23 protein-coding genes are annotated in these 23,488 nt (G+C 72.2%); 13 read left to right on the top strand and 10 right to left on the bottom strand.

All coding sequences use genetic code 11. The annotated features are described in order from the left end of the window. Positions 1 to 65: 65 nt before the first annotated feature. Positions 66 to 509, bottom strand: coding sequence for a MarR family winged helix-turn-helix transcriptional regulator (locus ACIRSS_RS06470; protein WP_400891305.1), 444 nt, complete (start codon positions 507 to 509; stop codon positions 66 to 68). Between the two features lie 147 nt (positions 510 to 656). Between ACIRSS_RS06470 and ACIRSS_RS06465 the strand changes: the two genes are divergently transcribed. Both ACIRSS_RS06465 and ACIRSS_RS06460 read left to right on the top strand, forming a co-directional pair. Continuing rightward, positions 657 to 1,631, top strand: a complete 975-nt coding sequence (locus tag ACIRSS_RS06465; RefSeq protein ID WP_400891303.1) for an amidohydrolase family protein — start codon at positions 657 to 659, stop codon at positions 1,629 to 1,631. 22 nt (positions 1,632 to 1,653) lie between these two features. Further along, complete coding sequence (locus ACIRSS_RS06460) at positions 1,654 to 2,532, top strand: patatin-like phospholipase family protein (protein WP_400891301.1); 879 nt, start codon at positions 1,654 to 1,656, stop codon at positions 2,530 to 2,532. A 15-nt stretch (positions 2,533 to 2,547) separates the two neighbouring features. Here the strand turns inward: ACIRSS_RS06460 and ACIRSS_RS06455 are convergent, their stop codons facing one another. Beyond that, positions 2,548 to 2,919, bottom strand: coding sequence for a VOC family protein (locus ACIRSS_RS06455; protein WP_400891299.1), 372 nt, complete (start codon positions 2,917 to 2,919; stop codon positions 2,548 to 2,550). Here ACIRSS_RS06455 and ACIRSS_RS06450 point away from each other — a divergent pair. The 3 genes from ACIRSS_RS06450 to ACIRSS_RS06440 all read left to right on the top strand — a co-directional run bounded on the left by ACIRSS_RS06450 (position 2,918) and on the right by ACIRSS_RS06440 (position 5,380). Next, positions 2,918 to 3,430 (top strand): MarR family winged helix-turn-helix transcriptional regulator, encoded by a 513-nt coding sequence (locus ACIRSS_RS06450; RefSeq protein ID WP_400893393.1) that lies wholly within the window; start codon positions 2,918 to 2,920, stop codon positions 3,428 to 3,430. The genes ACIRSS_RS06455 and ACIRSS_RS06450 overlap by 2 nt on opposite strands. 302 nt (positions 3,431 to 3,732) lie before the next feature. Further along, entirely contained in the window at positions 3,733 to 4,683 is a 951-nt protein-coding gene (locus ACIRSS_RS06445) for an endonuclease/exonuclease/phosphatase family protein (RefSeq protein ID WP_400891297.1), read from the top strand. A gap of 28 nt (positions 4,684 to 4,711) precedes the next feature. Beyond that, positions 4,712 to 5,380, top strand: a complete 669-nt coding sequence (locus ACIRSS_RS06440) for an RraA family protein (RefSeq protein ID WP_400891295.1) — start codon at positions 4,712 to 4,714, stop codon at positions 5,378 to 5,380. A gap of 8 nt (positions 5,381 to 5,388) precedes the next feature. Here the strand turns inward: ACIRSS_RS06440 and ACIRSS_RS06435 are convergent, their stop codons facing one another. Together ACIRSS_RS06435 and ACIRSS_RS06430 are read right to left on the bottom strand one after the other, a co-directional pair. After that, positions 5,389 to 6,111: an SDR family NAD(P)-dependent oxidoreductase gene (locus ACIRSS_RS06435; protein ID WP_400891292.1), complete on the bottom strand. Its 723-nt coding sequence runs from the start codon at positions 6,109 to 6,111 to the stop codon at positions 5,389 to 5,391. 169 nt (positions 6,112 to 6,280) lie between these two features. Further along, entirely contained in the window at positions 6,281 to 8,995 is a 2,715-nt protein-coding gene (locus tag ACIRSS_RS06430) for an ATP-binding protein (RefSeq protein ID WP_400891290.1), read from the bottom strand. 134 nt (positions 8,996 to 9,129) lie between these two features. Between ACIRSS_RS06430 and ACIRSS_RS06425 the strand changes: the two genes are divergently transcribed. Genes ACIRSS_RS06425 through ACIRSS_RS06415 form a run of 3 tightly spaced genes read left to right on the top strand, consistent with a single transcriptional unit; the run spans position 9,130 to position 12,110 of the window. Continuing rightward, on the top strand, positions 9,130 to 9,702 hold the full coding sequence (locus ACIRSS_RS06425; RefSeq protein WP_400891288.1) for a VOC family protein: 573 nt from the start codon (positions 9,130 to 9,132) through the stop codon (positions 9,700 to 9,702). A gap of 30 nt (positions 9,703 to 9,732) precedes the next feature. Further along, entirely contained in the window at positions 9,733 to 11,094 is a 1,362-nt protein-coding gene (locus ACIRSS_RS06420; RefSeq protein ID WP_400891286.1) for a dihydrolipoyl dehydrogenase family protein, read from the top strand. Further along, positions 11,094 to 12,110 (top strand): alcohol dehydrogenase catalytic domain-containing protein, encoded by a 1,017-nt coding sequence (locus ACIRSS_RS06415; RefSeq protein ID WP_400891284.1) that lies wholly within the window; start codon positions 11,094 to 11,096, stop codon positions 12,108 to 12,110. Before ACIRSS_RS06420 ends, ACIRSS_RS06415 begins: the two co-directional genes overlap by 1 nt. 160 nt (positions 12,111 to 12,270) lie before the next feature. Here ACIRSS_RS06415 and ACIRSS_RS06410 read toward each other — a convergent pair whose 3' ends face one another. Further along, a complete protein-coding gene (locus ACIRSS_RS06410; RefSeq protein WP_400891281.1) occupies positions 12,271 to 13,005 on the bottom strand; it encodes an SDR family NAD(P)-dependent oxidoreductase in 735 nt (244 codons plus the stop codon). A 114-nt stretch (positions 13,006 to 13,119) separates the two neighbouring features. Between ACIRSS_RS06410 and ACIRSS_RS06405 the strand changes: the two genes are divergently transcribed. After that, entirely contained in the window at positions 13,120 to 13,722 is a 603-nt protein-coding gene (locus ACIRSS_RS06405) for a TetR/AcrR family transcriptional regulator (RefSeq protein ID WP_400891278.1), read from the top strand. A 3-nt stretch (positions 13,723 to 13,725) separates the two neighbouring features. Here the strand turns inward: ACIRSS_RS06405 and ACIRSS_RS06400 are convergent, their stop codons facing one another. Next, a complete protein-coding gene (locus ACIRSS_RS06400; protein ID WP_400891276.1) occupies positions 13,726 to 14,637 on the bottom strand; it encodes a LysR family transcriptional regulator in 912 nt (303 codons plus the stop codon). A 138-nt stretch (positions 14,638 to 14,775) separates the two neighbouring features. Between ACIRSS_RS06400 and ACIRSS_RS06395 the strand changes: the two genes are divergently transcribed. Next, entirely contained in the window at positions 14,776 to 15,396 is a 621-nt protein-coding gene (locus tag ACIRSS_RS06395; RefSeq protein WP_400891274.1) for an NADPH-dependent F420 reductase, read from the top strand. Between the two features lie 12 nt (positions 15,397 to 15,408). Further along, positions 15,409 to 16,344: an SDR family oxidoreductase gene (locus ACIRSS_RS06390; protein ID WP_400891272.1), complete on the top strand. Its 936-nt coding sequence runs from the start codon at positions 15,409 to 15,411 to the stop codon at positions 16,342 to 16,344. Positions 16,345 to 16,356: 12 nt separating this feature from the next. Here ACIRSS_RS06390 and ACIRSS_RS06385 read toward each other — a convergent pair whose 3' ends face one another. The 4 genes from ACIRSS_RS06385 to ACIRSS_RS06370 all read right to left on the bottom strand — a co-directional run bounded on the left by ACIRSS_RS06385 (position 16,357) and on the right by ACIRSS_RS06370 (position 21,365). Beyond that, positions 16,357 to 17,685 (bottom strand): TolB family protein, encoded by a 1,329-nt coding sequence (locus tag ACIRSS_RS06385; RefSeq protein ID WP_400891270.1) that lies wholly within the window; start codon positions 17,683 to 17,685, stop codon positions 16,357 to 16,359. 33 nt (positions 17,686 to 17,718) lie between these two features. After that, the gene (locus ACIRSS_RS06380) at positions 17,719 to 18,285 is read right to left on the bottom strand and encodes an RICIN domain-containing protein (protein ID WP_400891268.1); all 567 of its coding nucleotides are present in this window, start codon (positions 18,283 to 18,285) and stop codon (positions 17,719 to 17,721) included. A 79-nt stretch (positions 18,286 to 18,364) separates the two neighbouring features. Continuing rightward, the gene (locus ACIRSS_RS06375) at positions 18,365 to 20,572 is read right to left on the bottom strand and encodes an ATP-binding protein (RefSeq protein ID WP_400891266.1); all 2,208 of its coding nucleotides are present in this window, start codon (positions 20,570 to 20,572) and stop codon (positions 18,365 to 18,367) included. A gap of 49 nt (positions 20,573 to 20,621) precedes the next feature. Beyond that, entirely contained in the window at positions 20,622 to 21,365 is a 744-nt protein-coding gene (locus ACIRSS_RS06370; RefSeq protein ID WP_400891265.1) for an SDR family oxidoreductase, read from the bottom strand. Positions 21,366 to 21,456: 91 nt separating this feature from the next. Between ACIRSS_RS06370 and ACIRSS_RS06365 the strand changes: the two genes are divergently transcribed. Both ACIRSS_RS06365 and ACIRSS_RS06360 read left to right on the top strand, forming a co-directional pair. Further along, positions 21,457 to 22,320, top strand: coding sequence for a LysR family transcriptional regulator (locus tag ACIRSS_RS06365; RefSeq protein WP_400891263.1), 864 nt, complete (start codon positions 21,457 to 21,459; stop codon positions 22,318 to 22,320). A 40-nt stretch (positions 22,321 to 22,360) separates the two neighbouring features. Then, positions 22,361 to 23,482: an epoxide hydrolase family protein gene (locus ACIRSS_RS06360; protein WP_400891261.1), complete on the top strand. Its 1,122-nt coding sequence runs from the start codon at positions 22,361 to 22,363 to the stop codon at positions 23,480 to 23,482. The last annotated feature ends 6 nt before the right edge of the window (positions 23,483 to 23,488 follow it).

Raw genomic sequence — 23,488 nt, 5'->3', positions numbered from 1 at the left:
ACGGTCGTAAAGTATATGAGCGCGACCGGGTCCGCAAGGGGCACACCTCGAGCCATGCCGGAGCCTCAGCCCCCGTCGTGGATGCGGGTGACCAGGCCGGTTTCGATCTTGCGCAGAGTCGCGATCGCGGCGTCGACCTCGCCATCGTCGGCCACGGTCCCCTCGAGCAGCTGGCTCCAGGAGGCACGCAGCCGCCGCAGGTTCTCCCCCGCTTTCTCGGTGGGGTAAAGGCGAACGCGCCGGGCGTCGTGCCGGTCGACGTCCCGCCGCACGAGACCCGCCGCCTCGAGCCCGCGCACCGCCCGGCTGAAGTTGCTCGAGATCAGCTGCGTGGCCTCGGCGGCCGCACTGGCCGTGGTTCCCGGGTTGCGGTCGATGTAGCGCATCACCGCTCCCTGGAGCGGGGTCCCCGACTCGATCTCGGCTCCCTTGGCCGCCGCGATGTGCCGGCCCACGGCGAGCACCAGGTCGGCGAGCTCGAACAGCCTCGACGCTTGCCCGTCGTCCATCCCGTCAGAACCTCCGGTCGCACTGGATCGCTGTCACATGAATGCTATCACTTGACAGATAACTGCTTGAGCCGTAGTTTTGCTGTCATCTGATAGACATCCGTGCCGCATTGCCGACAAGGCCCTGACCTGCGCAAAGGATCGACCGTGACTCTCGTCGCCATCGAGGAGCATTGGATCTGCCCGGCTCTCACCACCGCGCTCGAAGACGTGCCGCGCCCGGACGAGAGCCTGGCCTTCAACGAACTGGGCGACCATGCGCAGCGCCTGACGGACCTGGACGAGGGCCGCATCGCCGCCATGGACGCCCAAGGCATCGACGTCTCCGTCCTCGCCCTGACCCCGCCGGGAACCCAGTCGCTACCGCCCGGGGAAGCCGTGCGGCTGAGCCGCACCGCGAACGACCTCGCCGCGGCGGCCGTCGGCAGGAACCCGGCGCGCTTCCGGGCGCTCTCGACCCTTCCCATGTCTTCTCCGGAGCACGTCGTCGACGAACTCGTGCGCGCGAAGGGCCTCGGTCACGTCGGGACCATGGTCTACGGCCGCTCCGGCAAGCGCTTTCTCGACGACCCGGCCTACGATGACTTCTTCGCCGCGGCGGCCGACCTCGGCCAGCCGGTGTTCATCCATCCGCAGATCCCCTCGGAGAGCGTCCGCGATGCCTCGTACCGGGGTCTTGGTGACCTGACCGATCTCGCGCTGGCCACCTTCGGGTGGGGCTGGCACGTCGACACCGCGACCGCGGCGCTCCGGCTCATCCTGCGCGGCACTTTCGATCGCCACCCCGCGCTGCAGGTCGTGCTGGGTCACTGGGGAGAGATGCTGCTGTTCTGGCTCGACCGGGCAGACAGCCTCGCGCGCGTCGCCGACCTGCCGCATCCGGTCTCGCACTACATCCGGACGAACTTCCACATCACCGCGTCCGGCATGCTCAACCCGGCCCTGCTGCGCCACGCCCTCTCCGTGACGACCGTCGACCGGTTGCTCTTCTCCACCGACTACCCCTTCCAGCACCCGAGCCGGGACGAGATCGGCACCTTCCTCGGCCACTTCGACTCCGACGAAGACCGGCGAAAGTTCTCTTCCGCCAACGCGGCGGCGCTCTACGGCCTCGCGCTCTGAATCTTTCCACCAAGGACAAAAAATGGCTTCCGCACGGTTTGGTTCACCCACGCGCTCCCTGGTGCTCGGCGGAGGCGGCGCCGTCGGTGTCGGTTGGCAGATCGGCTTTCTGACGGGACTGCGCAAGTCCGGTATCGACTTGGCCGGAGCCGAGGCGATCGTGGGCACTTCCGCCGGTGCGCTCGTCGGCGCGCTCCTGGCCGGCGGCCGCGAGGTCACCGACGCCCTCGCCGGCCTCGCCGCGCTCGGACAAGACATCGCCCCCGACCTCCTCGCGTCGGGCAACGCGGCTTTCTTGAACGCGTTGCGCCAAGCGAGTTTCGGGAACGATCCCCGGCAGGCGCTCAGGATCCTCGGCCGTGCGTCGCGGGAGGCGACCACGCCCTCCCGCGACGCCTACAACGCGTTGTTCAGCTCATTGGACGACATCCCGTGGCCGGCGGGCTTCCGATGCACGTCGATCGACGTCGAGACCGGCGATCTCGTGGTGTGGAGCCAAGAATCCGGGGCCGCGCTGCGGGATGCCGTGGCCGCCAGCTGTTGCGTGCCCTTGCTGTTCCCCACCGTCGTCATCGAGGGACGCCACCACATGGACGGTGGCGTTCTCAGCCACCTGAACCTCCCGGCCGCCCCGCCGTCCGATGTGGTCGTCGTGCTTTCGTGCCACCCACTGGGATCGCCGGGTGACAGCGCTCTGGCCACCTCCATCGCCGGGGCGAACGAGGAACTGGCCCGGCTGCGTGACACCGCGCGGGTGCTGGCGATCGAGGCGGACTTCAGTGAAATCGAAGCTCCGCCGCACATGTTGATGGACCCGAACCTGGCCGTGCACGCCCTGCAGATCGGTGAGCGGCAGGCTTTGCGCGAGTTCGAGACGATCCGGTCCGCCTGGAACTCCTGAGCCCGTCCCCTCTTCCTATGCGCGGCTGTGGAGCGTGACGGCGTAACCATCGGGATCACGGAAGGTGAACATCGGCCCGAAGGGACTGAGCGACGGCGGCGCCACGATCGGCACCCCGGACTCGGCGAGCTGATCATGAGCCTGCTGGACGTCGTCGACTTCCAGCCACAGCACCACACCCGCGCCCGGCGACGGCTGGGCAGCCGCCGGGTCGAAGCCGGGAAGCGGTTCCCTGACCGCGAAGGGAAGGGGTGAGGTGTCGAAGACGACGGCGTGCGGTGGCCCGCCCGGGGTCCGGGCGAGACCGAGCCGGCCCTCGTAGAAAGCGGCCGACGCCTGGAGGTCCGCGACTTGGAGCGCGATGAAGGTGGGGCCGGTGACGCGCATGCTGTTCTCACTTTCTGTATATCAGGACCCTGATATGGCCAGCCTATGTCAGGATCCTGATATCGTGCAAGAGGTGACCAGGAAACCCTTGAACGAGGACCTCGGCTACGTGCTGAAGCAGGCGCAGACGGCACTGAACGCCGCGATGGACAGCGCCCTGCGGCCCTGCGGGCTGACAGTGCCGCAGTACTCGTGCCTGGAACTCCTCCACCGCGAACCGGCGCAGACGAACGCGCAGCTCGCGAGGGGCGTGTTCGTGACGGCGCAGTCGATGAACGACGTGCTGCGCGGGCTGCAGCGCCGTGGTCTCGTGGAGCGGTCCGCCACCGCGACGAGTGGACGGGCCCGTCCGGCGCACCTCACGGAGCGCGGACACCAAGCGGTTCTCGACGCGCGGCGATCGCTCGAGCCGGTCCAGCTCGCCATGGAAGCGATCGCGAAAGCTCCCGAGCACTCGCAGCTGCTCAACAGCCTGCGCGCGATCGTCGACACCCTCGAAGGCGAGAACTGACCAAGCAACCGCGGGCTGAGCGTCGGCCACCCGGCCGCGACGCCGAGCAGGATCGGCGCAGGCGGCCGCGTCCGGAAAGGATGTTGCCGATTGCGCGAGGCGCCGGGTTGCCACTTCCGGACCAACTGTGCGGTCCCAAGGAAAAATGGTCATCCCCGGATCCCCGTCGATCCGAAAAGGACGCTCGCAGCCGGTTACGGCAATCAGGTGAAGGCTGTAACCGCGCCCCGGGATCCGGCGAGTTCTCGGGTAGCGGGCGCGCCGGATCCGGTTCCCGCCGCGCGGAGGACCCGGGAGGCGTCATGGTCGTCATCGGCACGTGGAACCTGGAAAACCTGTTCCGCCCCGGTGGCGACGGGCCCCCGGACCAGGCGGCTTACGACACCAAGCTGGACGCCTTGCGCGACACCATCACGGCGTTCGGTCCCGATGTGCTGGCCGTCCAGGAGGTCGGCGACCCCGCCGCGCTGGACGACCTGGCCGGCCGGCTGCCCGGACCGTGGCACACCACGTGCTCGGGACACCCCGACGCACGCGGGATCCGCGTCGGCTTCCTCTCCCGCTTGCCGCTGACGGTGGTCGCCGACACCGCGGCCCTGCCACCGAAGCTGGCGCCGGTCCAGGTCGCCGACCCGCCCGCCGCCCGCAGTGACGCGCTCGGCCGCGGTGCGCTGGCGGTGACCGTGGAAGACGCGCCCGGCACCACGCTCACCCTGATCACCTGCCACCTGAAGTCCAAGCTGCTGTCCTACCCCGGCGGCCGGTTCGCACCCCACGGCGAAGGCGAACGCGCCCGCTACGGCGCCTACGCCCTCTACCGCCGCACCGCCGAAGCCACCGCCGTCCGGGACCTCGCGACCACGCTGCTGCAAGCCGGCGAGCAGGAACGGCTCATCGTGCTCGGCGACCTCAACGACGAAGCCACCGCCGCCACCACGCAGATCCTGCTGGGCCCGCCCGGCTCCGAGATCGGCACCACCGGCTTCGACCGCCCCGACGGCGGCGACCGCTGGCGCCTCTGGAACCTCGCGGCGCTCATCCCCGCCGAGCGGCGCTACTCCCGCGTCAACAACGGCCGCCGCGAGCTCATCGACCACGTGCTCGTCAGTCACGCGCTGGTCAAGCCGTTCCCCGGCGTCGACGTCGTCCACGAGGGGAAACTGCCGTCGGTGACCGATCGCCCCGCGGCGCACGTCAGCGCGTCGGGCTCCGATCACGCTCCGGTCGTCGCCACCTTCCCGCCGGCCGGGTAGGCGGCCGGCCCGCGGTTACCATCCCGGCATGCCGGTGAACGACGACCTCGCCCAGGAGTTCTTCGCGGTCGACACGACCGCGCTCTGCGATGCCGACAAAACCACTCGCGTGCTGCACAGCGCGATCCGCGCCCGCTCCGCCCGCACGCGGATGTTCGGGCCCGCCTTCACGGTCCGGTGCCGCGACGACTTCCTCGGCGTGCTCCAGGCGGTCGAAGCCGCCGAGCCGGGCGACGTGATCGTCGTCGACGGTGGCGCGCGAGAGATCGCCCTAGGCGGCGAACTGTTCGCCCGCGGCGCCCTCGCGCGCTCCCTCGGCGGCATCGTCGTCGACGCCGGCTACCGCGACCTGGCCTACGTCTCCGGCTGCGACCTGCCCGTCTACAGCCGGTTCGTCACCCCGCTCTCCGGCACGGCGGCGAAGCTCGGCGAGCTGCAGGTGCCGGTCACGTGCGGCGGCGTCACGGTGAACCCCGGCGACCTCGTCCTGGCCGACGGCGAAGGCCTCGTAGTCGTGGCCCCGGACCGGATCCGCGGCCTCCTCACCGCCGCGCGCGCCATCAAGAAGGCCGAAACCGCGATCATCGACCGGCTCGACGCGGGAGCCACCTTGAGCGACGCCTTCGCCCTCGCCGAGCACGTCGAGGCCCTGAAGCGGGGCGAGCCGTCGGCGCTCCGGCCCCGCACCGCGCTCTGAGCCGCCGCTCAGAAGACGAACTGCTGCCCACCGTCGATGTCGTAGGTCGCGCCGGTCAGCGCGGTGTTGGTCATCAGGTGGACGGCCAGCGCGGCGACGTCGGCCGGGCCCACCACCCGGCCGATCGGGAGCTTCTCCCGCAGCTCGGCGCGGCGGTCTTCGAGCTTGTCCCCGAGCAGCGCCGCCGACAACGGCGTGTCGACAAACCCGGCGGCGATCAAGTTGACGCGCACGGGCGCGAGTTCGAGCGCGAGCGCGGCGGTGAACGGCGGCAACGCGGCGGTGGCGGCCGAGACGATGCCCAGGCCGTGCCCGATGCGCCGGCCGCCGGTGCCGCCCATCAGCAGGATCGCCCCACCGGGCCGCATCTTCGGCGCGGCGTGGCGGGCGATCTCGAGCGAGACGACGATGTGGTCGCTGAGGGCCGTCCGCACGTCCTCGGCGCTCATCTCGAGCAACGGCCCGTAGTGCGGGCCGCCCGCGGTGACCAGGACGTGGTCGATCGTGCCGGGCAAGTCCGCGAAGAAGCTCGCGACGGCCGAAGCGTCGGAAGCGTCGAACGCGGCGGTGCTGCGCGCGTCCACGGTCTCGGCCGCGCGCGCGAGTTTGTCGGGATCGCGGCCGGTGAGCACGACTTCGGCGCCTTCGGCCCGCGCCAGGCGCGCCGTCTCGAACCCGATGCCGGCGCTGCCGCCGACCAGCACGACCGTCTGCCCGTCGAGTTTCGTCATGTCGGCAGCGTCCTCCACGGCCCCGGGTGTTGTCACGTGCGGCGCCGGCGGGCCGGCTTGGCCTGCCTGCGCGGCTTGGGGATGTACGGGATGTCCGCGAACCGCAGTGCCGAAGCCGAGCTGACGTGGAAGAGCGGCATGGCGGTACGCGGTCCCGTCGCCCTCCCGATCACCTGGTGACAGCTTCGCGCAGCTGGCGCCTTGAGCTGATCCCGAGCTTGCCGAAAACCTTGCGCAGGTGCCATTCGACGGTGCGCGGGCTGAGGAAGAGCCTCGTCCCGATCTCCGGGTTGGACAGTCCTTCGCGCGCCAGGCGGGCGATCTGGAACTCCTGCGGGGTCAGCTCTTCGGCGGTCCCGGCGGTGCGTTTGCGCGCCGTCTCGCCGGTGGCCAGCAGCTCGCGGCGCGCGCGGTCGGCGAAGGCTTCGAGGCCCATCTCCGACGTCATGACGTGGGCGGTGCGCAGGTGCTCCCGGGCGTCGACTCGGCGTCCTTCGCGCCGGAGCCATTCGCCGAACAGCAGGTGGCTCCGGGCCAGTTCGACCCGCAACGGAGTCCCGGCGAGCAACGCGATCGACTCGGCGTAGCACTCGCCGGGCGTGACACCCGCCAGCGCCCGCAAGCGGGCTTCGAGGGCTCGGGTCCACGCCGTCGGGGTGACCCGGGCGCGTTCGGACATCTTGGCCAGCGCCGCGGCGACGAGGTCGCCGTCGCCGGTTCGGGACGCCGCCTCCGCCAGCTCCGCCGTCGCCAGGGCCTGGTGGCCCACCGTGTCGCGCTCGAACACCCGGAGAGCCGCGTCGCGGGCGGCCTCGTGGTGGCCGAGGCCGTTGGCGAGCACGGCGTGCGCGTAGTCGGCGAACCGCACGACCCGGCCCTGGCCCCGCTCGGACGCCGCCGTCGCAGCGGCCGCGATCTCCGCGGCGCCGTCCCGGCCGCGCAAGGCGGTGAGCAGGATCGCGCTGTACCCGACCGGGCGGCCGCCGGTGGCTTCGGCGAGGAGCCGGTCCTCTTCGACGAGCGCCCGGGCCGCGGTCAGGTCGCCGGCCAGCAGCTCGTGGTTGGCGAGGAAGTTGAGGGCGAACTGCAGCTGGACGAGCGCGCCCGTGTCGCGGGCCAGCCGCACCTGGCGCTCGGCGAGCTCGCGGCCGGTGGCGTAGTCCAGCAGCTCGGTCGCGAGGGTGCCGGCGGCCCGGTTGCCCAGCAGCCACAGCACGCGCCCGGTGTCCTCGCCACCGGTGCCGAGCGCGCGGACGACGCCGACCGCTTCGGTCATCCGCGGGGCCGCGGCCGCGTAGCCGTCGGTGAGCCGGGTCGCGAGCGCGTCGAGGACGACGTCGACGGCGGTCGGTGGCACCGGGGCCGCCGGCGCCGCCCGGGTCCGCCGGGCGGCCTCGACGACGTCGGATTCGGCCCACACGGCGGCGCCGAGCGCTTCCAAGTACGTTTCGCGGGCCTCGTCGCCGTCGAGGCATCCGGCCGCGCGCAGCAGCAGCGCCACCGCGTCCCGCCCCCGCCGCTGGTCGAACGCGATCTGCCCGCGGAGGCGGCCGGACTCGGCGTCCCGCGCCGGATCCGGCGGTCCGGCGTCGGCCGCGCCCAGCAGGTCCAGCGCCGCTTCGAGCGCGCCCGCACCGCGTTTCGCCCGGGCGGCCGCGAGTTCGCGCCGGGCGCGCAGCGCCGGATCGGGGGTGAGGGTGGCCGCCTGTTCGAGCAACGCGGCGGCGGCGACCTGGCCACCGCGTGCCCGGGCGCGCCCGGCGGAACGCTCGAGTTCGGTCGCGACGGCTTCGTCCGGGACGACGGTCGCCTGCGCGCGGTGCCACGCCCGCCGGTCCGGGTCGACGGCGGGATCGGTGACCGCCGCGAGCGCGCGGTGCACCTCCTGCCGCTCCCCGGCCGAAGCGGACCGGTAGACGGCCGAGCGCACCAGCGGATGCCGGAACCGGACCCGGGGCCCGAACTCGACCAGCCCGGTCGCCTCGGCGGCGGCCGCGGGGTCCGCGCCCAGGCCGAGCTCCCCGGCCGCGCGCCAGAGCAGGGTCGCGTCCCCCAGCGGCTCCGCGGCGGCGGTCAGCAGCAGCCGGCGGGTGTCGGGCGGCAGCGGGGCCAGCTGCTGGAGGAAGCACCGCTCGAGGCGGTCGGCCAGCGCGTCGCCGTCCGGGCGGAAGAGCCCGTCGGCCTGTTCGGCGGCGGTCCAGAACCGGGGCAGCTCGACCAGCGCGAGCGGGTTGCCGTGCGTTTCGGCGATGATGCGGTCCCGGACCCGGCCGTCCAGCGGGCCCTTGAGCACCGAGTCCAGCACCGCGCCGGCGGCCGTTTCGCCGAGGCCGCGCACGGCCAGCTCCGGCAGACCCGCCAGGTCCAGCTGCTCCGCGGGCTCGCGCACCGCCACGACCAGCGCGATCGGCTCGGCCAGCAACCGCCGCGCGACGAACGCGAGCGTTTGCGCGGACACCCGGTCGAGCCACTGCGCGTCGTCGACCAGGCACACCAGCGGCCGGTCCTCGGCGACCCCGGCGAACAGGGTCAGCACCGCGAGCCCGATCAGGAACCGGTCCGGCGGCTCGCCCGCGGTCAGGCCGAACGCCGTGCCGAGCGCGGTCCGCTGCGGCGCCGGCAGGTGGCCGAGCCGGTCGAGGAAGGGGACGCAGAGCTGGTGCAGGCCGGCGTAGGGCAGCTCGCGCTCGGATTCGACGCCGGCCGTCCGCGCCACCCGGAAGCCGGTCGCCCGCGCCGCGACGTGCTCCAGGAGCGCCGTCTTGCCGATCCCCGCCTCGCCGCGCAGCACCAGCACCCGGCTGTGCCCGGTTCGCGCCGCGGCGAGCACGCCGTCGAGCGCGGCGAGCTCGTCTTCGCGGCCGATCAGCTCGGGACCCGACATGCCCCGGACCCTAGCGCGATCCCCGGGGCCGGGGCCCGGGACGGACCAGGGTGTCACACGGGGGCGAACGGGCCGCGGGACGACGAATGTGAAGGCGAGAGAAACCCGCCACTCCCCGAAGAGGAGTTCAGATCATGGACATGAAACTCGAAGTCGTCGTCCTGCCCGTCACCGACGTCGACCGGACCAAACACTTCTACAAAGCGCTCGGCTGGCGCGAAGACGCCGACATCACCTTCGGCACCTCCCGGATCGTCCAGCTCACCCCGCCGGGATCACCGACCTCGATCCACTTCGGCACCGGCATCACCGACGCCACCCCCGGCGCGGTACGCAACACCTACCTCGTCGTCGACGACATCGAAGCCGCCCGCAAAGAACTCACCGGCCACGGCGCCGACGTCAGCGAGGTCTTCCACCGCGACCAGACCGGCGCGTTCGCCCCGGGCGTGCACCCCGACCGCGGCACCTACTCCTCGTTCGCGTCCTTCAGCGACCCCGACGGCAACACCTGGCAGCTGCAGGAGGTCACGACCCGGCTGCCCGGACGCGTCGACGGCGTGACCTACGGCTCCACCCAGCGGCTCGAAGACGCACTGCGCGAGGCCGCCGCCGCACACGGCGAGCACGAAAAGGAAACCGGCCAGTACGACGAACAGTGGCCGGCCTGGTACGCGAAGTACATGGCCGAACACCAGGACGCCTGAACCCATCCCGGAACCCGGAAAGAAGGAACCATGGCTCAACGCGATTTCGACGCCATCGTCCTCGGCGGTGGCGCACCGGGCGAACACACCGCGGCCGCGATCGCGGCGGGCGGCCTGCGGGTCGCCGTCGTCGAGCGGGAGCTGCTCGGCGGCGAATGCTCCTACTGGGCGTGCATCCCGTCCAAGACCCTGCTGCGGCCCGGCGAAGCGCTGGCCGCCGCCCGCGACGTCCCGGGCGCCCGCGAGGCGGTCACCGGCCGTCCGGACGTCGCCGCCGCACTGGCGTGGCGCGACTTCATGGTCTCGTCCTACGACGACGCGGGCGCCGAGAAGTGGGCCCGCGACACCGGAATCGAGGTGCTGCGCGGCGACGGCCGGCTCGCCGGGCCGCACACCGTCGCCGTCGGCGGGAAGGAGTACACCGCCGAGCACGTCGTCGTCGCGACCGGCTCCGCCCCCGTCATCCCGCCCGTACCCGGCCTGCGCGAGCTGCCGGGCCTGTGGACGAACCGCGAAGCGACCGGTGCGAAGGAAGTGCCGAGCCGCCTGCTCGTCCTCGGGGCCGGGCCGACCGGCGTCGAGCTGGCCCAGGCGTTCACCCGCCTCGGCGCCGAGGTCGCGGTGGTCGACGGTGCCGATCACGTCCTCCCCCGCGAACCCCGGGCACTCGGCGAAGCCGTCGGAGAAGCACTGCGCGCGGACGGCGTCGCGCTGCACCTCGGACAGCACGCGAGCGCCGCGCGGCTCGACGGCGACGAGTACGTGCTCGACCTTCCGGACGGCACGCAGCTGCGCGCCGAGCGGCTGCTGGTCGCCACCGGACGACGACCCCGCGTCGACGGCATCGGCCTCGAAACCGTTGGAGTGGAAGCGAATCCGCACGGCATCCCGGTCGACGAGCACATGGCGGCCGGGGACGGCCTGTGGGCCGTCGGCGACGTCACCGGGCAGTGGAACCTGACCCACGTCGGCGAGTACCAGGGCCGGGTCGTGGCCGCGAACATCCTCGGCCGGCCCACGACGGTGAACTACGACGCCATCCCCCGGGTCGTCTTCACCGACCCGCAGGCCGCGGCCGTCGGCGCCGCCGAGGGCGCTTTCACCGCGACGGTCCAGCTCTCCGGAGTCCCGCGCACCGCGACCTACACCCGCGCCTACGACACACGGCCCGGTTTCCTCACCGTCGTCTCCGACGGCGAGCGGCTGACCGGCGCGTACGCGGCCGGTCCCGAGGCCGGCGAATGGCTCCAGCAGGCCACGCTGGCCATCCGGGCCCGCGTCCCGCTGGCCGTGCTGCTCGACGTCGTCCAGCCGTTCCCGACCTTCTCCGAAGCCTACCTGCACGTCCTGCGCGATCTCGATCGCCAGGTGAACCCCTTGGGAGCCCAGTGATGTCCTACCGTGCGTTCGAAGTGACCGGCACGCGCCGGTTCACCCTGGTGGAACGGGAACTCCGCGACCCGCTGCCCGGCGAAGTCCGGTTGCGCGTCGAAGCCTGCGGCGTCTGCCACAGCGACACCCTCGCCGTCGAAGGGATGCGTGCCGATCCGTCGGTGCCGGTCGTGCCCGGCCACGAGATCGTCGGCGTGGTCGACGCCGTCGGCCCCGGCGTGACCGCCTGGGCGCCGGGCGACCACGTCGGCGTCGGCTACCTCAACGGTCACTGCGGCCAGTGCGAGAACTGCCGCCGCGGCGACTTCGTCAACTGCACCGACCAGCCGTGGACGGGCACCACGACCGACGGAGGCTACGCCGAAGTGGCGTACGCCCGCGCCACCGGCCTGGTCCGCATCCCCGCCGGCGCGCAGCCCCTCGACGTCGCACCGCTGCTGTGCGCGGGCCTCACCATGTACCGCGCGTTGCTGACGGCCGACGCGCGACCGGGGTCATTGGTGGCGGTGCAAGGCATCGGCGGCCTCGGCCACCTCGGCGTCCAGTACGCCAAGACGCTCGGCTACCGCGTCGCGGCGATCGCCCGTGGCACCGGGAAAGCCGAGCTGGCCGCGGAACTCGGCGCCGACGAGTACATCGACAGCACGGCGGCCGACCCGGGCCAAGAGCTGAAGCGGCTCGGCGGAGCGGCGGCGATCATCGCGACGGCGTCGAGCGGCGCATCGATGTCCCCGCTCGTCGCCGGGCTCGGCACCCGCGGGCAGCTGCTGGTCGTCGGAGCCGCCCCGGACCCGATCGAGATCCGGACGCCGGACCTGATCTTCGGCACGCACTCGGTCACCGGCGCGCTCACCGGTTCGTCGATCGAGAACGAGGACAGCTTGCGCCTGGCCCACGACCGCGGAATCCGCAGCCGCAACGAGATCATGCCGCTGTCGGAGGCCCCGAAGGCGTACGAGCGCATGATGTCCGGCAACGCGCGGTTCCGCGTGGTCCTCGACACCCTTGCTCAGTGACGAAGTAGGGCAAGCTCGCTACTGCCGGAACCAGGTGGCGTATCCGTATAGCGCCGTGCGGCCGCCGTGCGGCCGGCCGCACGGCGGCCCATGACCTCGGCGTTGCCGCCGGCCATCGCCAGCCCACCGACGGTGCGGGCGAAAAGGTCGACTCCGGCGCTCAGATCACCGCGACGCCGCCGTCGACGGCCAGCTCCATCCCGTTCACGTAGCTCGAGTCGTCCGAGGCGAGGAACAGCGCGACCGTCGCGATCTCCTCGGGCCTCCCCATTTCCCCGCGCGGGATCAGGGATTCGAACTGCCGCATCGTCTCCTCGTCGAACAGCTCCTGCTGCTTCGGCGTGGCGACCTGGCCGGGAGTCAGCACGTTCACCCGGATCCGCCGGTCCTTCAGCTCGGACAGCCACACGCGGGCGTAAGCCTGTTGCACGGCCTTGCTCGCCGCGTACACGCTCCACTCGGGATATCCCTTGAGTGAAGCGTTGGACCCGGTCATGAAGATCGAGCCGCCGTCGTTGAACAGCGGAAGCGCTTTCTGCACCGTGAACAGCGTGCCGCGCGCGTTGAGCCCGAAGGTGGTGTCGAAGTGCTCCTCGGTGATCTCGCCGAGCGGGCGCTGCTCGCCCACCCCGGCGCTGGCCCACAACACGTCGATCGCGCCCTTTTCCCGCTTGACCGTGTCGAACAGACGGTCCAGGTCCGCCAGGTCGGCCGCGTCGCCTTGCACGCCGGTCACGTTCCGGCCGATCAGCTTGACGGCGTCGTCCACCGCTTCCTGCCGCCGGCCCGAGACGAAGACGTACGCGCCTTCGTCGACGAACAGCTTGGCGCCGGCCAGCGCCAGGCCACTCGTGCCGCCCGTGATCACCGCGACCTTGCCCTCGAGCTTTCCCACGATCACTCCGTTGCCTAGTTATGTACACCGATCTGTGTGCTTAACGTAGCGGAGGGTCGACCGCGGCGCAAGCTATGTACACCGGTCCGTACCCAACCCGGCTAGACTGGGCTCATGACGGAGTTGGAGAAGGGCCCCCAGGGCCTGCGCCGCGGCCGGGGCGCGCGCGAGCGCATCCTCGGCGCGTCACAACAGCTGTTCCGCGAGCAAGGCATCAACCAGACCGGTATGGACCAGCTCTGCGCGGCGGCCCAGGTGTCGAAACGCACGGCCTACCAGCACTTCGCCGGCAAAGACGAACTCGTCGCCGAGTACCTGCGCCGGTTCGATCCCGACGTCATGCCGGAAGTGTTCGACCGCACCGACCTCACGCCTCGCGAACGGCTCCTCGCGGCCTTCGAGCTGCCGATGACCGCGACCCAGGACGACATCACGCCGCTGTGCCCCTTCATCGCGGCGTCCGTCGAAATCCCCGACCCCGAACACCCCGCACGCCGGCGCGCGCACGACTACAAGAAAGCCGTGGCCGCCCGGCTCGCCGAGACGGCACGCGAAGCCGGCGCCACCGACCCCGACCAGCTCGGCGAACAACTGGCGCTGCTCCTCGACGGCGCCTCGGCCCGCAACCGGGCTCTCAACACCGAAACCTTCCCCACCGCCGCCGCCATCGCCGCCGTCCTCATCGACAACGCGATCCCGGCGTCACCTCAGCGGTGAGGGTCAGCGGTCCTTGGTGAGGGGATCGCCGCCGAGCTGCCACATTTCGTGGTTGCCGCATTCCGCCGTGGTCTCGGCCGCCGCCTGAGCCGCGGCGAAGAAGTCGTCGACCACCGGTGAGGAATGTGCGGTCGCCACGGCGAGGCACACCTGGTCCGGCGCCAGATCCGGGACGGGCACGTAGGCGACTTCCGGATGCGTGTAGAAGACGGTCGCCGAGCGCGCGAGGAACGAGATGCCCCGGCCGGCGGCGACGTGCTCGAGCGTTTCGTCCACGCCGCGAACCAGGTACCCGGCGTTGAGGTGCGGGCGCCTGGTGGGTTGCGTGCTCGCGTCGGCGTGCCAGAGCAGCGGCTCGCCGGCCAGGTCGGCCTCGGTGACTTCTTCCTTGCCGGCCAGCCGATGGCGCGCGGGCAGGACCGCCACCCGCGGCTCGGTGTAGAGCGGAACGACGCGTAGGCCCGCTTCGTCGAGGGGCAGCCGCACGTAGCCGATGTCGATGCGGCCGTCGAGCAGCATTTCGGCTTGCTCGTCGGCTTCGATGCGCTGCACGTCGACCCGCACATCCGGGTGCCGGACGGCGAACCGGTGGATCGCCGGGGTGACCGCGACGCCGGCCCGGAAGCCGACCATCAGCCGCCGGTCGCCCCGCGCGGCCGCGGTCACCCGGCGGCGGGCCGCGTCGGCGGAGGCCAGCAAGGGGGCGGCGTCGGTCAGCAGCTGCGTGCCGGCGTCGGTCAGCGTCACCCCGTGGCTGTCCCTGGAGAACAGCGCGGTGCCGAGATCCTGTTCGAGCGCGCGGATCTGCCGGCTCAGCACCGGCTGCGCGATGTGCAGCCGTTCGGCGGCGCGGCCGAAGTGCAGCGTGTCGGCGACCGCGACGAAATAGCGCAGCTTGCGCAGGTCCAGATCCATCAGGGCCTCCCGCGATCCGGCGATGCCACCAGGGTATCGCCGCGGCCGGAAGAGGTCTTGGACATCGACTCGGACCCGCGGCAACCATGGATGTCGGGCGCCCCGCAGACACCATCCGACTCCAGGAAGCAGCACACCATGAGCACCATCAGCATCATCGGCCTCGGCGGCATGGCCCGCGCCATCGCCACCCGCGCGGTCGAGGGCGGCCACACCGTCGAGGTCATCGGCCGCGACGCAATCAAGGCCAAGGACCTGGCCGCCGAGCTCGGCGGCAGCGCGACGGCCGGAACGTTCGGCGCCACCCCGGCCGGCGACATCGTGGTCTCCGCGGTGCCTTATGCCAGCGCCGCTCAGGTCTTGGCCCAGTTCGGCGACGCGCTCGCCGGCAAGGTCGTCATCGACATCTCCAACACCTTCACCGCCGACGCCACCGGGGTCGTCACGCCCGCCGGCACCTCCGGCGCGCAGGAGATCGCCAAGACCGTTCCGGCGAGCGCGCACGTCGTGAAGGCGTTCAACACCGTCTTCGGCCACGTTCTGGCCCAGGGCGGCCGCCTGGACGTGCTCATCGCCGGCGACGACGCGGACGCCAAGGCCCGCGTGTCGGCGTTCATCGAGAGCCTCGGGCTGCGCCCGCTGGATGCCGGCGGCCTCGCGGCGGCGCGGTGGCTGGAGGCGGTCGGTCCGCTGCTGATGGGCCTGGCCCGCCACGGCGCGGGGTTCGACATCAGCCTCGGCGTCACCATCAAGAACTGAGTAGGACACATCGTGCGAGTTTTCGTCACCGGCGGGACCGGTCACACCGGTTCCCACATCATCCCCGAGCTCATCGCCGCCGGGCACGAGGTCACCGGCCTGGCCCGCTCCGACACGGCGGCGACCGCGTTGTCCGCGCTGGGCGCGAAGGTGCGTCGCGGCGACCTCGAAGATCTCGACGGGCTCAAGGAGGCGGCCGCGGACTCCGACGGCGTCATCCACGTCGCGCATCGCCAAGACCTGCTCCCCACCGGCGGAATCGACGCCGTGGCCGCCGCGGAGGTCCCGATCATGCTGGCCTACGGCGAGGCGCTCGCGGGAACCGGCAAGCCGCTGGTCGCGGCCGGGAGCATCGGTTCGCCGGGGAACCTGGGCCGGCCGGCCACCGAGCAGGACCCGGCCTTGCCGGCCGGCGAGGAGCACGCGGGCACCCTGCGGGCCCGCAACATCGTGGAGACCACGGTCATCGGCCTGGCCGAGCGCGGCGTGCGGTCGTCGATCGTCCGCCTCGCCAACATCGCGCACAGCACGACCGACCAAGCCGGTTTCCTCCAGCGGCTGATCGCGCTGGCGAAGGAGAAAGGTGCCGTCGCCTACCCCGGCGACGGCACCAACCGGTGGAACGCCGTGCACGCCCGCGATGCCGCCGCCGTGTTCCGCTTGGCTTGGGAAAAGGGCCCGGCCGGCAGCTACTGGCACGCGGTCGCGGACGGCGCCATCCCGTTCCGCACCATCGCCGAGGCCATCGGCAGCCGGCTGGGCCTCCCCGTCGTGAGCATCCCGGTCGACGCCCTGGTGGTGCCGGGCCACTTCGGCTTCCTCGCGAACGTCGTGACACAGAGCTACCCGGCGTCCAACCGGATCACCCGCGAGACCCTCGGCTGGGAACCCACCCGGCCCGGCCTGCTCGCCGATCTGGACAACGGCCACTACTTCCCCGCGACCTGAGAACGGGGAGGATCAGCCGAGGTCGCGCACGTACACGTTCGGGGTCCACATGTCGGTGCCCGTCGCGAAGTTCGTGGCGACCGACTGGAACGCGACGTGCTTGCCGTCGGCCGAGATCGACGGCGTCGCGGAGTCTCCATTGCCCTCGGCGCCGTTCCCGGCGACGCTCGCCCGGGTCGTGGTCGCCGTATCGCGGTCACGGACGAACACGTCCGCCGCGCTGTTGCGGTCGAACGGCACGAGTCTCCACGCGAAGGAGCCGAACGCCGTGTACCGGCCGTCGGCCGAGATCGACGGGCGGACGCCCGAGGTCGTGCCGTCGATGTCCTGCGCGCCCGTGTACAGGACGTTCAACCGGGTGACCGTCGACGTCTGCCGGTCGACCAGGAAGTCGTCGACCCTGCCGTTGGTGTCCCCCGGGTTCGGCAGCAGGTTCCCCGCGGCCGACTGGTAGGCGACGTAACGCCCGTCGGCCGACATCGTGGCGAAGGTGCTGGCGCCTTGCCCTTGGTCACCGTGGGCGTTGACGCTCACCCGATCGGTCAGCCCGGTCAGCTTGTCGTGCACGAACACGTCGGTCGCCTGGTTCGTGTCGGAGCTCGTCAGGGTCGTGGCGTCGGATTCGAACGTGACGTCGCGGCCGTCGGCCGAGATCGACGGCAGCCGGCTCGCGCCCCTGACCTCCGTGCCGCTCGAATCGACGCTGACGCGAACGGTGCGGTCCGACTGCTGGTCGTACTCCAAGACGTCCCGGACGCGGTTCGTGTCGCCGGGGACGAGGTTGCCGGCGTACGAGTCGTACGCGATGAACCGCCCGTCGGCCGAGATCGCCGGGTCGAGGCTGTCGTCGTTGCCCGGGGCGCCCAGCAGCCCGCCGCTGACCCGGCTCGTCCACCCGATCAGGTTGTCGTGGACGAACACGTCCCGGAACCTGTTGGTGTCGCCCGGAACCAGGTTCGTCGAGTCCGACACGAACGCGACGTACCGGCCGTCGGCCGAAATGGACGGTGCCCAGCTGGCGCCGTTCCCCTCGGCGCCGGTGCGGTCGACGCTGACTCGGGTGGTCACCCCGGCCACCCGGTCCCGCACGAACACGTCGTCGACGCCGTTGGTGTCGCCGCCGACGAGGGTGCGGGCCGAGGACCGGAAGGCCACGTACCGTCCGTCGGCGGACACCGACGGCTCCCCGCTCGCCCCGGTACCCGGCTTGCCGTCGACGCCGACGCTGATCAACGTGGTGGCGGCCGCGGTGGCGGCGGCCGCGGTGCCACCCGGTACCAGCGCCGCGATGGTCGCCGCGCACAGGACGAGTCCGACCGAGCCGGCTCTCCGACTTCTCATCATTGCCTTTCCCTGATCAAAAGGAAAACGTGGTCACCAGACCGGCTGGAACCGTTCGTTGACGAAGCTGTAGCAAGGGTTCTGCACCAACCGGCGGTAGTTGTCGGTGTTGATGCCGTCCACCGAAAGACACATTCCGCTGTTCACGTTCTGGAACTCCGCGACGCCGTTGTAGTAGTCCCACAGCATCCGCCACTGCTGGTTCGTGCCGACGAGGCAGGTGTACTGGATGATGGGGTTTCCCTGGTTCGTCCCGTAGGCGTAGTCGTCCAGGCACTTGCCGGTGCGGACGTTCTGCAGCCAGAACACGGCCGGGTCGTCCGTGGCCTGCCCCATCCGCCATCGCTGGTTGTTGCCGTACGCGCACGAGAGCTGGTCGACCGGGGCGAAGTCGTCGAGCCGTCCCTTGTCGACCTGCACGCACTTGGGGGCGCCGCCGGCCCAGCTGCCTTCGTTGGTCTGCCAGGCCACCACGTCGCCGCTCACCGGCGGGTAGATGGTCCGGTCGGCGTGGGCGGGCATGGCACCGGTCAGCACGAGCGCGGTGGTCGCGAGCGGAACCAGCACGGCGGCGCGGAGCAGGCGGGGTAGCTGAAGCATGCGCGAACCCTAGGGAGCACCGCACGTCCGGCTCCAGGCGGAACCGGCGGAAAAGCCGGCAGAACCGGGTTTCCGCCGATCAGCGCATCGCCGGGTGCGCGCGGACGCGGGCCTGGTCCGGCAGGCCGATCGGGAACGTCAACGCCTCGCGGAACAGCCGGGCGGCGCCGTCGGCGTCACCGCCGGCGGCCGCCGTTTCGCCGAGGGCGAGCAGCGCGAGCCCGGTCGCCTGGGCGTGTTCGGCCCGCCGGGCCAGCTCCAGCGCCCGCCGGCCGGTGGTGGTGGCGTCGTCCCAGCGGGCCAGGCCGGCCTGGGACTGGGCCAGCAGGGCCAGCGCGAACGCCTCCGAGCCCGGTTCGCCGAGAGCGGCGAACGTCGCGGCGGCCTCGGTCAGCAGGGTGGCCGCGCCGGCGTGGTCGCCGGTGTCGTTCCGCACGGCGCCGAGGTTGAGCTGAGCCACCGCGACACCGCGCTTGTCGCCCAGTTCGCGCTTACGGCGCAGCGCGGCCGCGTGGTATTCGATGGCTTCGGCGAACGCGCCGCGGTCGTGCGCCAGCGCGCCCAGGTTGTTCAGCGCGATCGTCTCGCGGCGCGCGTCGCCCATGGTCCTCGCTTGGTCCAGCACGCCGGTGTACGCGGCCGCGGCGTCGTCGTACCGGCCGGCGAACTTGTGGGCGTTGCCGATCAGGGTCAGCGTCGCGGCCCGGCCGTCCGGGTCGGCGCCGAACGCCTCGGCGGCGGACGCGGCCAGCGCCAGCGCCATCTCCGGGTCGCCGCTCTCGTTGGCGGTGACCGCGGCGCCGTGCCACGCCCACGCCCGGGCCTGCTCGGTGGGCGCGGCACCGGCCGCCCCCGTGAGCATCCGCCGTCCTTCGGCGAACCGCCCCCGGGCCACGTAGTGCTTGGTCAGTGCGCGCACGGTTTCCGCGCACAACAGGGCCGGCGCGGCGTCGACGGCTTGCTGGAGCGCGGCCCGGACGTTGTCCTGCTCATCGCCCAGCCGGGGATCGCCGTCGCGGACCAGGCGCAGGAAGTGCCCGGCGTGCGCGTCGCGATCGCCCGCTCCGGTGAGCTGGTCCTCGACGACCTCGCGGATGGTGTCCAGCATGCCGATCCGGGGACCGCCGGCCCGTTCGGTGACGGTGACCAGGCTGTGCGCGGCCAGCGTCGCCAGCGAATGCGGCGGTGCGCCCAGCACGGCCTCGACGTCGACCGGGTCGGCGCCGCCGGAGAACGCGCCCAGCAGGCCGAACAACCGCCGGTCGGGATCGGTGAGCCCGCGCGTGCTCCATTCCACCGTGCGGCGCAGGCTCACGTGCCGGTCGGCCAGGTCCACCGCGTCGCCGTGCAGGTCGCGGACCTGGGCGAGCACCTGGGCCGGTGCCTGGGTGCGCAGCCGCGCGGCGGCCAGCTCCAGGGCGAGCGGCAGGCCGTCGAGCCGGCGGCACAGCGCCGCGACCGCGACGGCGTTGTCCCCGGTGAGCGCGAACCCGGGCCGGACCGCGGCGGTCCGTTCGACCAGCAACCGGACGGCCGCGTTGCCGGCCAGGGCCGCCGGGTCGTCACTGTCCGGAGTGGACAGTGGGGCCAGTGGCCAGAGGTGTTCCCCCCGCAGCCGCAACGGCGAGCGGCTGGTCGCCAGGACGGTCAGCCCCGGGCACCCGGCCAGCAGCGTGGCCACGGTGGTGGCCGCCGCGGCCACGTGCTCGAAGCTGTCGAGCACCAGCAACCATCGCCCGTCGCCGATCAGCGCGGCCGGGTCGGGCGTCCGCAGGGACTCGGCCAGCGCCTGCGGGACGTCGTCGGCGTCCCGCAGGGCGCTCAGGTCGAGGCCGTGCACGGATTCGAACCGGCTCGCCGCCCGCCAGCCCACCTCGAGAGCGAGGCGGGTCTTCCCGACCCCGCCGGTGCCGGTGATCGTGACCAGCCGCACCGGCGGATCCTGGACCAGCCGGAGCACCGCGGCGAGATCGTCGGACCGGCCGACGATCGAGGTGACCGGCGCGGGCAACGCCGGGCGGGCCGCCGTCCGCCGGCGGCGGGTGTCCGGCGGCGGTGCCGTCCGGGCGGTCCGGGCGAACGCCTCCCGCTCCTCCGGCGTCAGGCCCAGCGCCCCGATGAGCGCGCGCAGGGTTTCGCGCTGCGGACGCCGGGTGGCGCCCCGCTCGATCTCCCCGATCGCGCGGACGCTGATCCCGCTCAGCTCCGCCAGCTGCTCCTGCGAGAGACCGCGGCTGCTCCGCAGCCCTGCCAGCATCTCGGCCAACGCCATCTGCCCCCGGTGCACCGCCACATCGTAAAGACGGCTGCGAAAGCGCCGTGGTTCGCCCGTCCCGCTAAAGCTGGGCGGCGCCGCCGTCGACGGGGATCTCGGCCCCGGTGGTGAACGTGGCTTCGAACGCCAGGTAGGCCACCGTCGCCGCGACCTCGGCCGGCTCTCCGAAGCGCTGCATCGGGTTCTGCGCCCGCATCTCGGCCTTCAGCCGGTCGGCGACGTCGGGCGGCACAGTCGCGTCGAGGATGCCGGTGGCGATCGGCCCCGGGCTGACGGCGTTGACGCGCACCCCGCGGGGCAGCAGCTCCCGCGCCAGGGACCGGGTCATCGACCGCAACGCCGCCTTGGTCGCGGAATAGACGCTGATCATGTCGAGGCCCTTTTCGTTGGCCACCGACGTCGTGAGCACGACACCCGCGCCCTCGCGCAGCAGCGGCGCGAGCTTCTGCACGGTGAAGTACGGGCCCTTGGTGTTCACGGCGAACAGCTCGTCGTACTGCGCTTCCGGCGTCGACTCGAACGGCGCGAAGGCGGTCACCCCGGCGTTCACGAACACCGCGTCCACCGCGTCGAACTCCGCGCCGACCAGCCGGGCCAGCTCCTCGATGTCGGCCATCGACGCGGAGTCGCTGCGCACGGCCGTCGCCCGCTCGCCCAGCCGCCGGCGCGCGGAGTCGAGCTTTTCCTTGTCCCGCCCGGTGATCAGCACCCGGGCGCCGCGGTCGACCAGCAGTTCGGCGGCCGCGAAACCGAGGCCGCTGCTCCCGCCGGTGATCACGACGTTCTTTCCTTCGTAAGCGTTCATAACCCGAGTGAACTGCCGGGTCCGCCGCCGCGTCCAAGTCCCGTTCCGCATGCCGCCATACCGCCGGTGCATGGCGGCGTACGCTCGAAGAGTGGATCTCGACCTGCGGCTGGTCCGGTACTTCACGGTCGTGGCTCAGCACGGCAACATCGGCCGCGCCGCCACGGCCCTGCACCTCGCCCAGCCGTCGCTTAGCCGCCAGATGCAGCGGCTGGAGCACCAGCTCGGCGTGCGGCTGTTCGCGCGCACGCCGCAGGGAACCAGCCTGACGCCGGCCGGCGAAGCGTTCCTGCCGCGCGCCCGCGCCGTCCTCGAAGCCGCCGACGACGCCGTGTCCGTCGCCCGTGCCGCGGACCCGCCCGGCGAAATCACCATCGGGTACGTCGAGGGTCTGGTCGTCACGCCCGCGGTGCAGGCGCTGCGCCACCGACGGCCGGACGCGCGCGTCCGGACGCGGCTGCTGCGCTGGCACGACGTGCGCGCGCTGGCCGACGGCCGCGTCGACGCCCTGGTCACGCGCGAGCCGCTGGCGTTCTCCGCGGCGGTGACGCCGTTGTACGAAGAGCCGCGCGTACTGCTCGTCCCGGTCACGCATCGCTTGGCGGGCAAGGAAGTCGTCTCGGCGGACGACCTGGGTGACGAGGAACTGGTGGCGTGCGCGGTGACGCCGACGCTCTGGAGCACCCCGAAGGACGGCACCCCACCGCCCGCGCCGGACGACAGCTTCGAGGACAAGCTGGAACTGGTGGCGTCGGGAAGCGCGGTGGCGGTCTTGCCCGCCGGCGACCACCGCCTCCGGCTGCGCGACGACGTGACGGCGATTCCCGTCGAAGGCTTCGAGCCCTGCCGGGTCGTGGTGGCGTCGCGGACGCGGGACCCGAACCCGCTGGTGGCCCAGTTCCGCGAGGCCGCCCGGCTGCTGGTGCCGGATCCGCGTGGGCCCGCGTCGCCGTAACCGTTGTTCCGGTGCGAGAGCCGACGGAAGGAGACGCGCGATGGCCGCCGAGCCGTTCGAGGTCAGCATCACCGAAGCCGAGATCGCGGACCTGCGCGAACGGCTGCGCCGGACGCGGTGGCCCGAGCCCGAACCGGTCGACGACTGGTCACAGGGAGTCCCGCTGGCCTACACACGCGAACTCTGCCGCAGCTGGGCCGAGGACTACGACTTCGGGTTCGCCGAGCGGGTCAACGCCTTCCCGCAGTACCGCGACACCATCGACGGGCTGGGCCTGCACTTCCTGCACGTCCGCTCGCCGGAGCCGGACGCGTTCCCGCTGGTGCTCACCCACGGCTGGCCGGGTTCGGTGCTCGAGTTCCTCGACGTCCTCGGCCCGCTGACCGACCCGCGCGCCCACGGCGGCGACCCCGCGGACGCCTTCCACGTGGTCGCCCCGTCGCTGCCCGGCTACGGGTGGAGCGACAAGCCGTCGACGACCGGCTGGGGCGTCACCCGCATCGCCCGTGCCTGGGACGCGCTGATGGTTTCCCTGGGCTACGAGCGGTACGGCGCGCAGGGCGGGGACTGGGGTTCGGCGGTCTCCGGCGCGCTCGGCGAGGTCGCGCCGGAGCGGGTCGCGGCCGTCCACTTGAACCTGGGGTCGGTGGCCGCGGGCGCGTTCGACGACCCGACACCACCGGAACTGGCGAACCTCGCCGCGGAGAAGGAGTTCCAGCGCACCGGCCGCGGCTACTCGGCGATCCAGTCGACGCGGCCGCAGACGCTCGGCTACGGCCTCACCGACTCCCCCGCCGGTCAGGCCGCCTGGATCGCCGAGAAGTTCCAGGCCTGGACCGACCACGACGGCCACCACGAGGAGGTGGTATCGCGTCAGAAGATCCTCGACGAGGTTTCGGTCTACTGGTTCACCGCCTCGGCCACGTCTTCGGCGCGCCTGTACTGGGAAAGCTTCGCTCACTTCAGGGACAAGGTCACCGCACCGTCCGGGCTGTCGGTCTACCCGCGCGACATCACCCGCCCGTCGCGCCGGGAAGCCGAGCTGCGGTTCACCGACCTGCGCTGGTTCGAGCGGATGCCGCGCGGTGGCCACTTCGCCGCGCTGGAGCAGCCGGAGTCGCTGGTCGAACAGGTTCGCGGGTTCTTCCGCCTCTTCCGCTGACGTCCC

The organism is Amycolatopsis sp. NPDC101161 (assembly GCF_044768185.1).
GTDB lineage: Bacteria > Actinomycetota > Actinomycetes > Mycobacteriales > Pseudonocardiaceae > Amycolatopsis.
The sequence above is the reverse complement of the archived record's forward strand: the minus strand, read 5'-3'. Positions and strand labels throughout refer to the sequence as shown.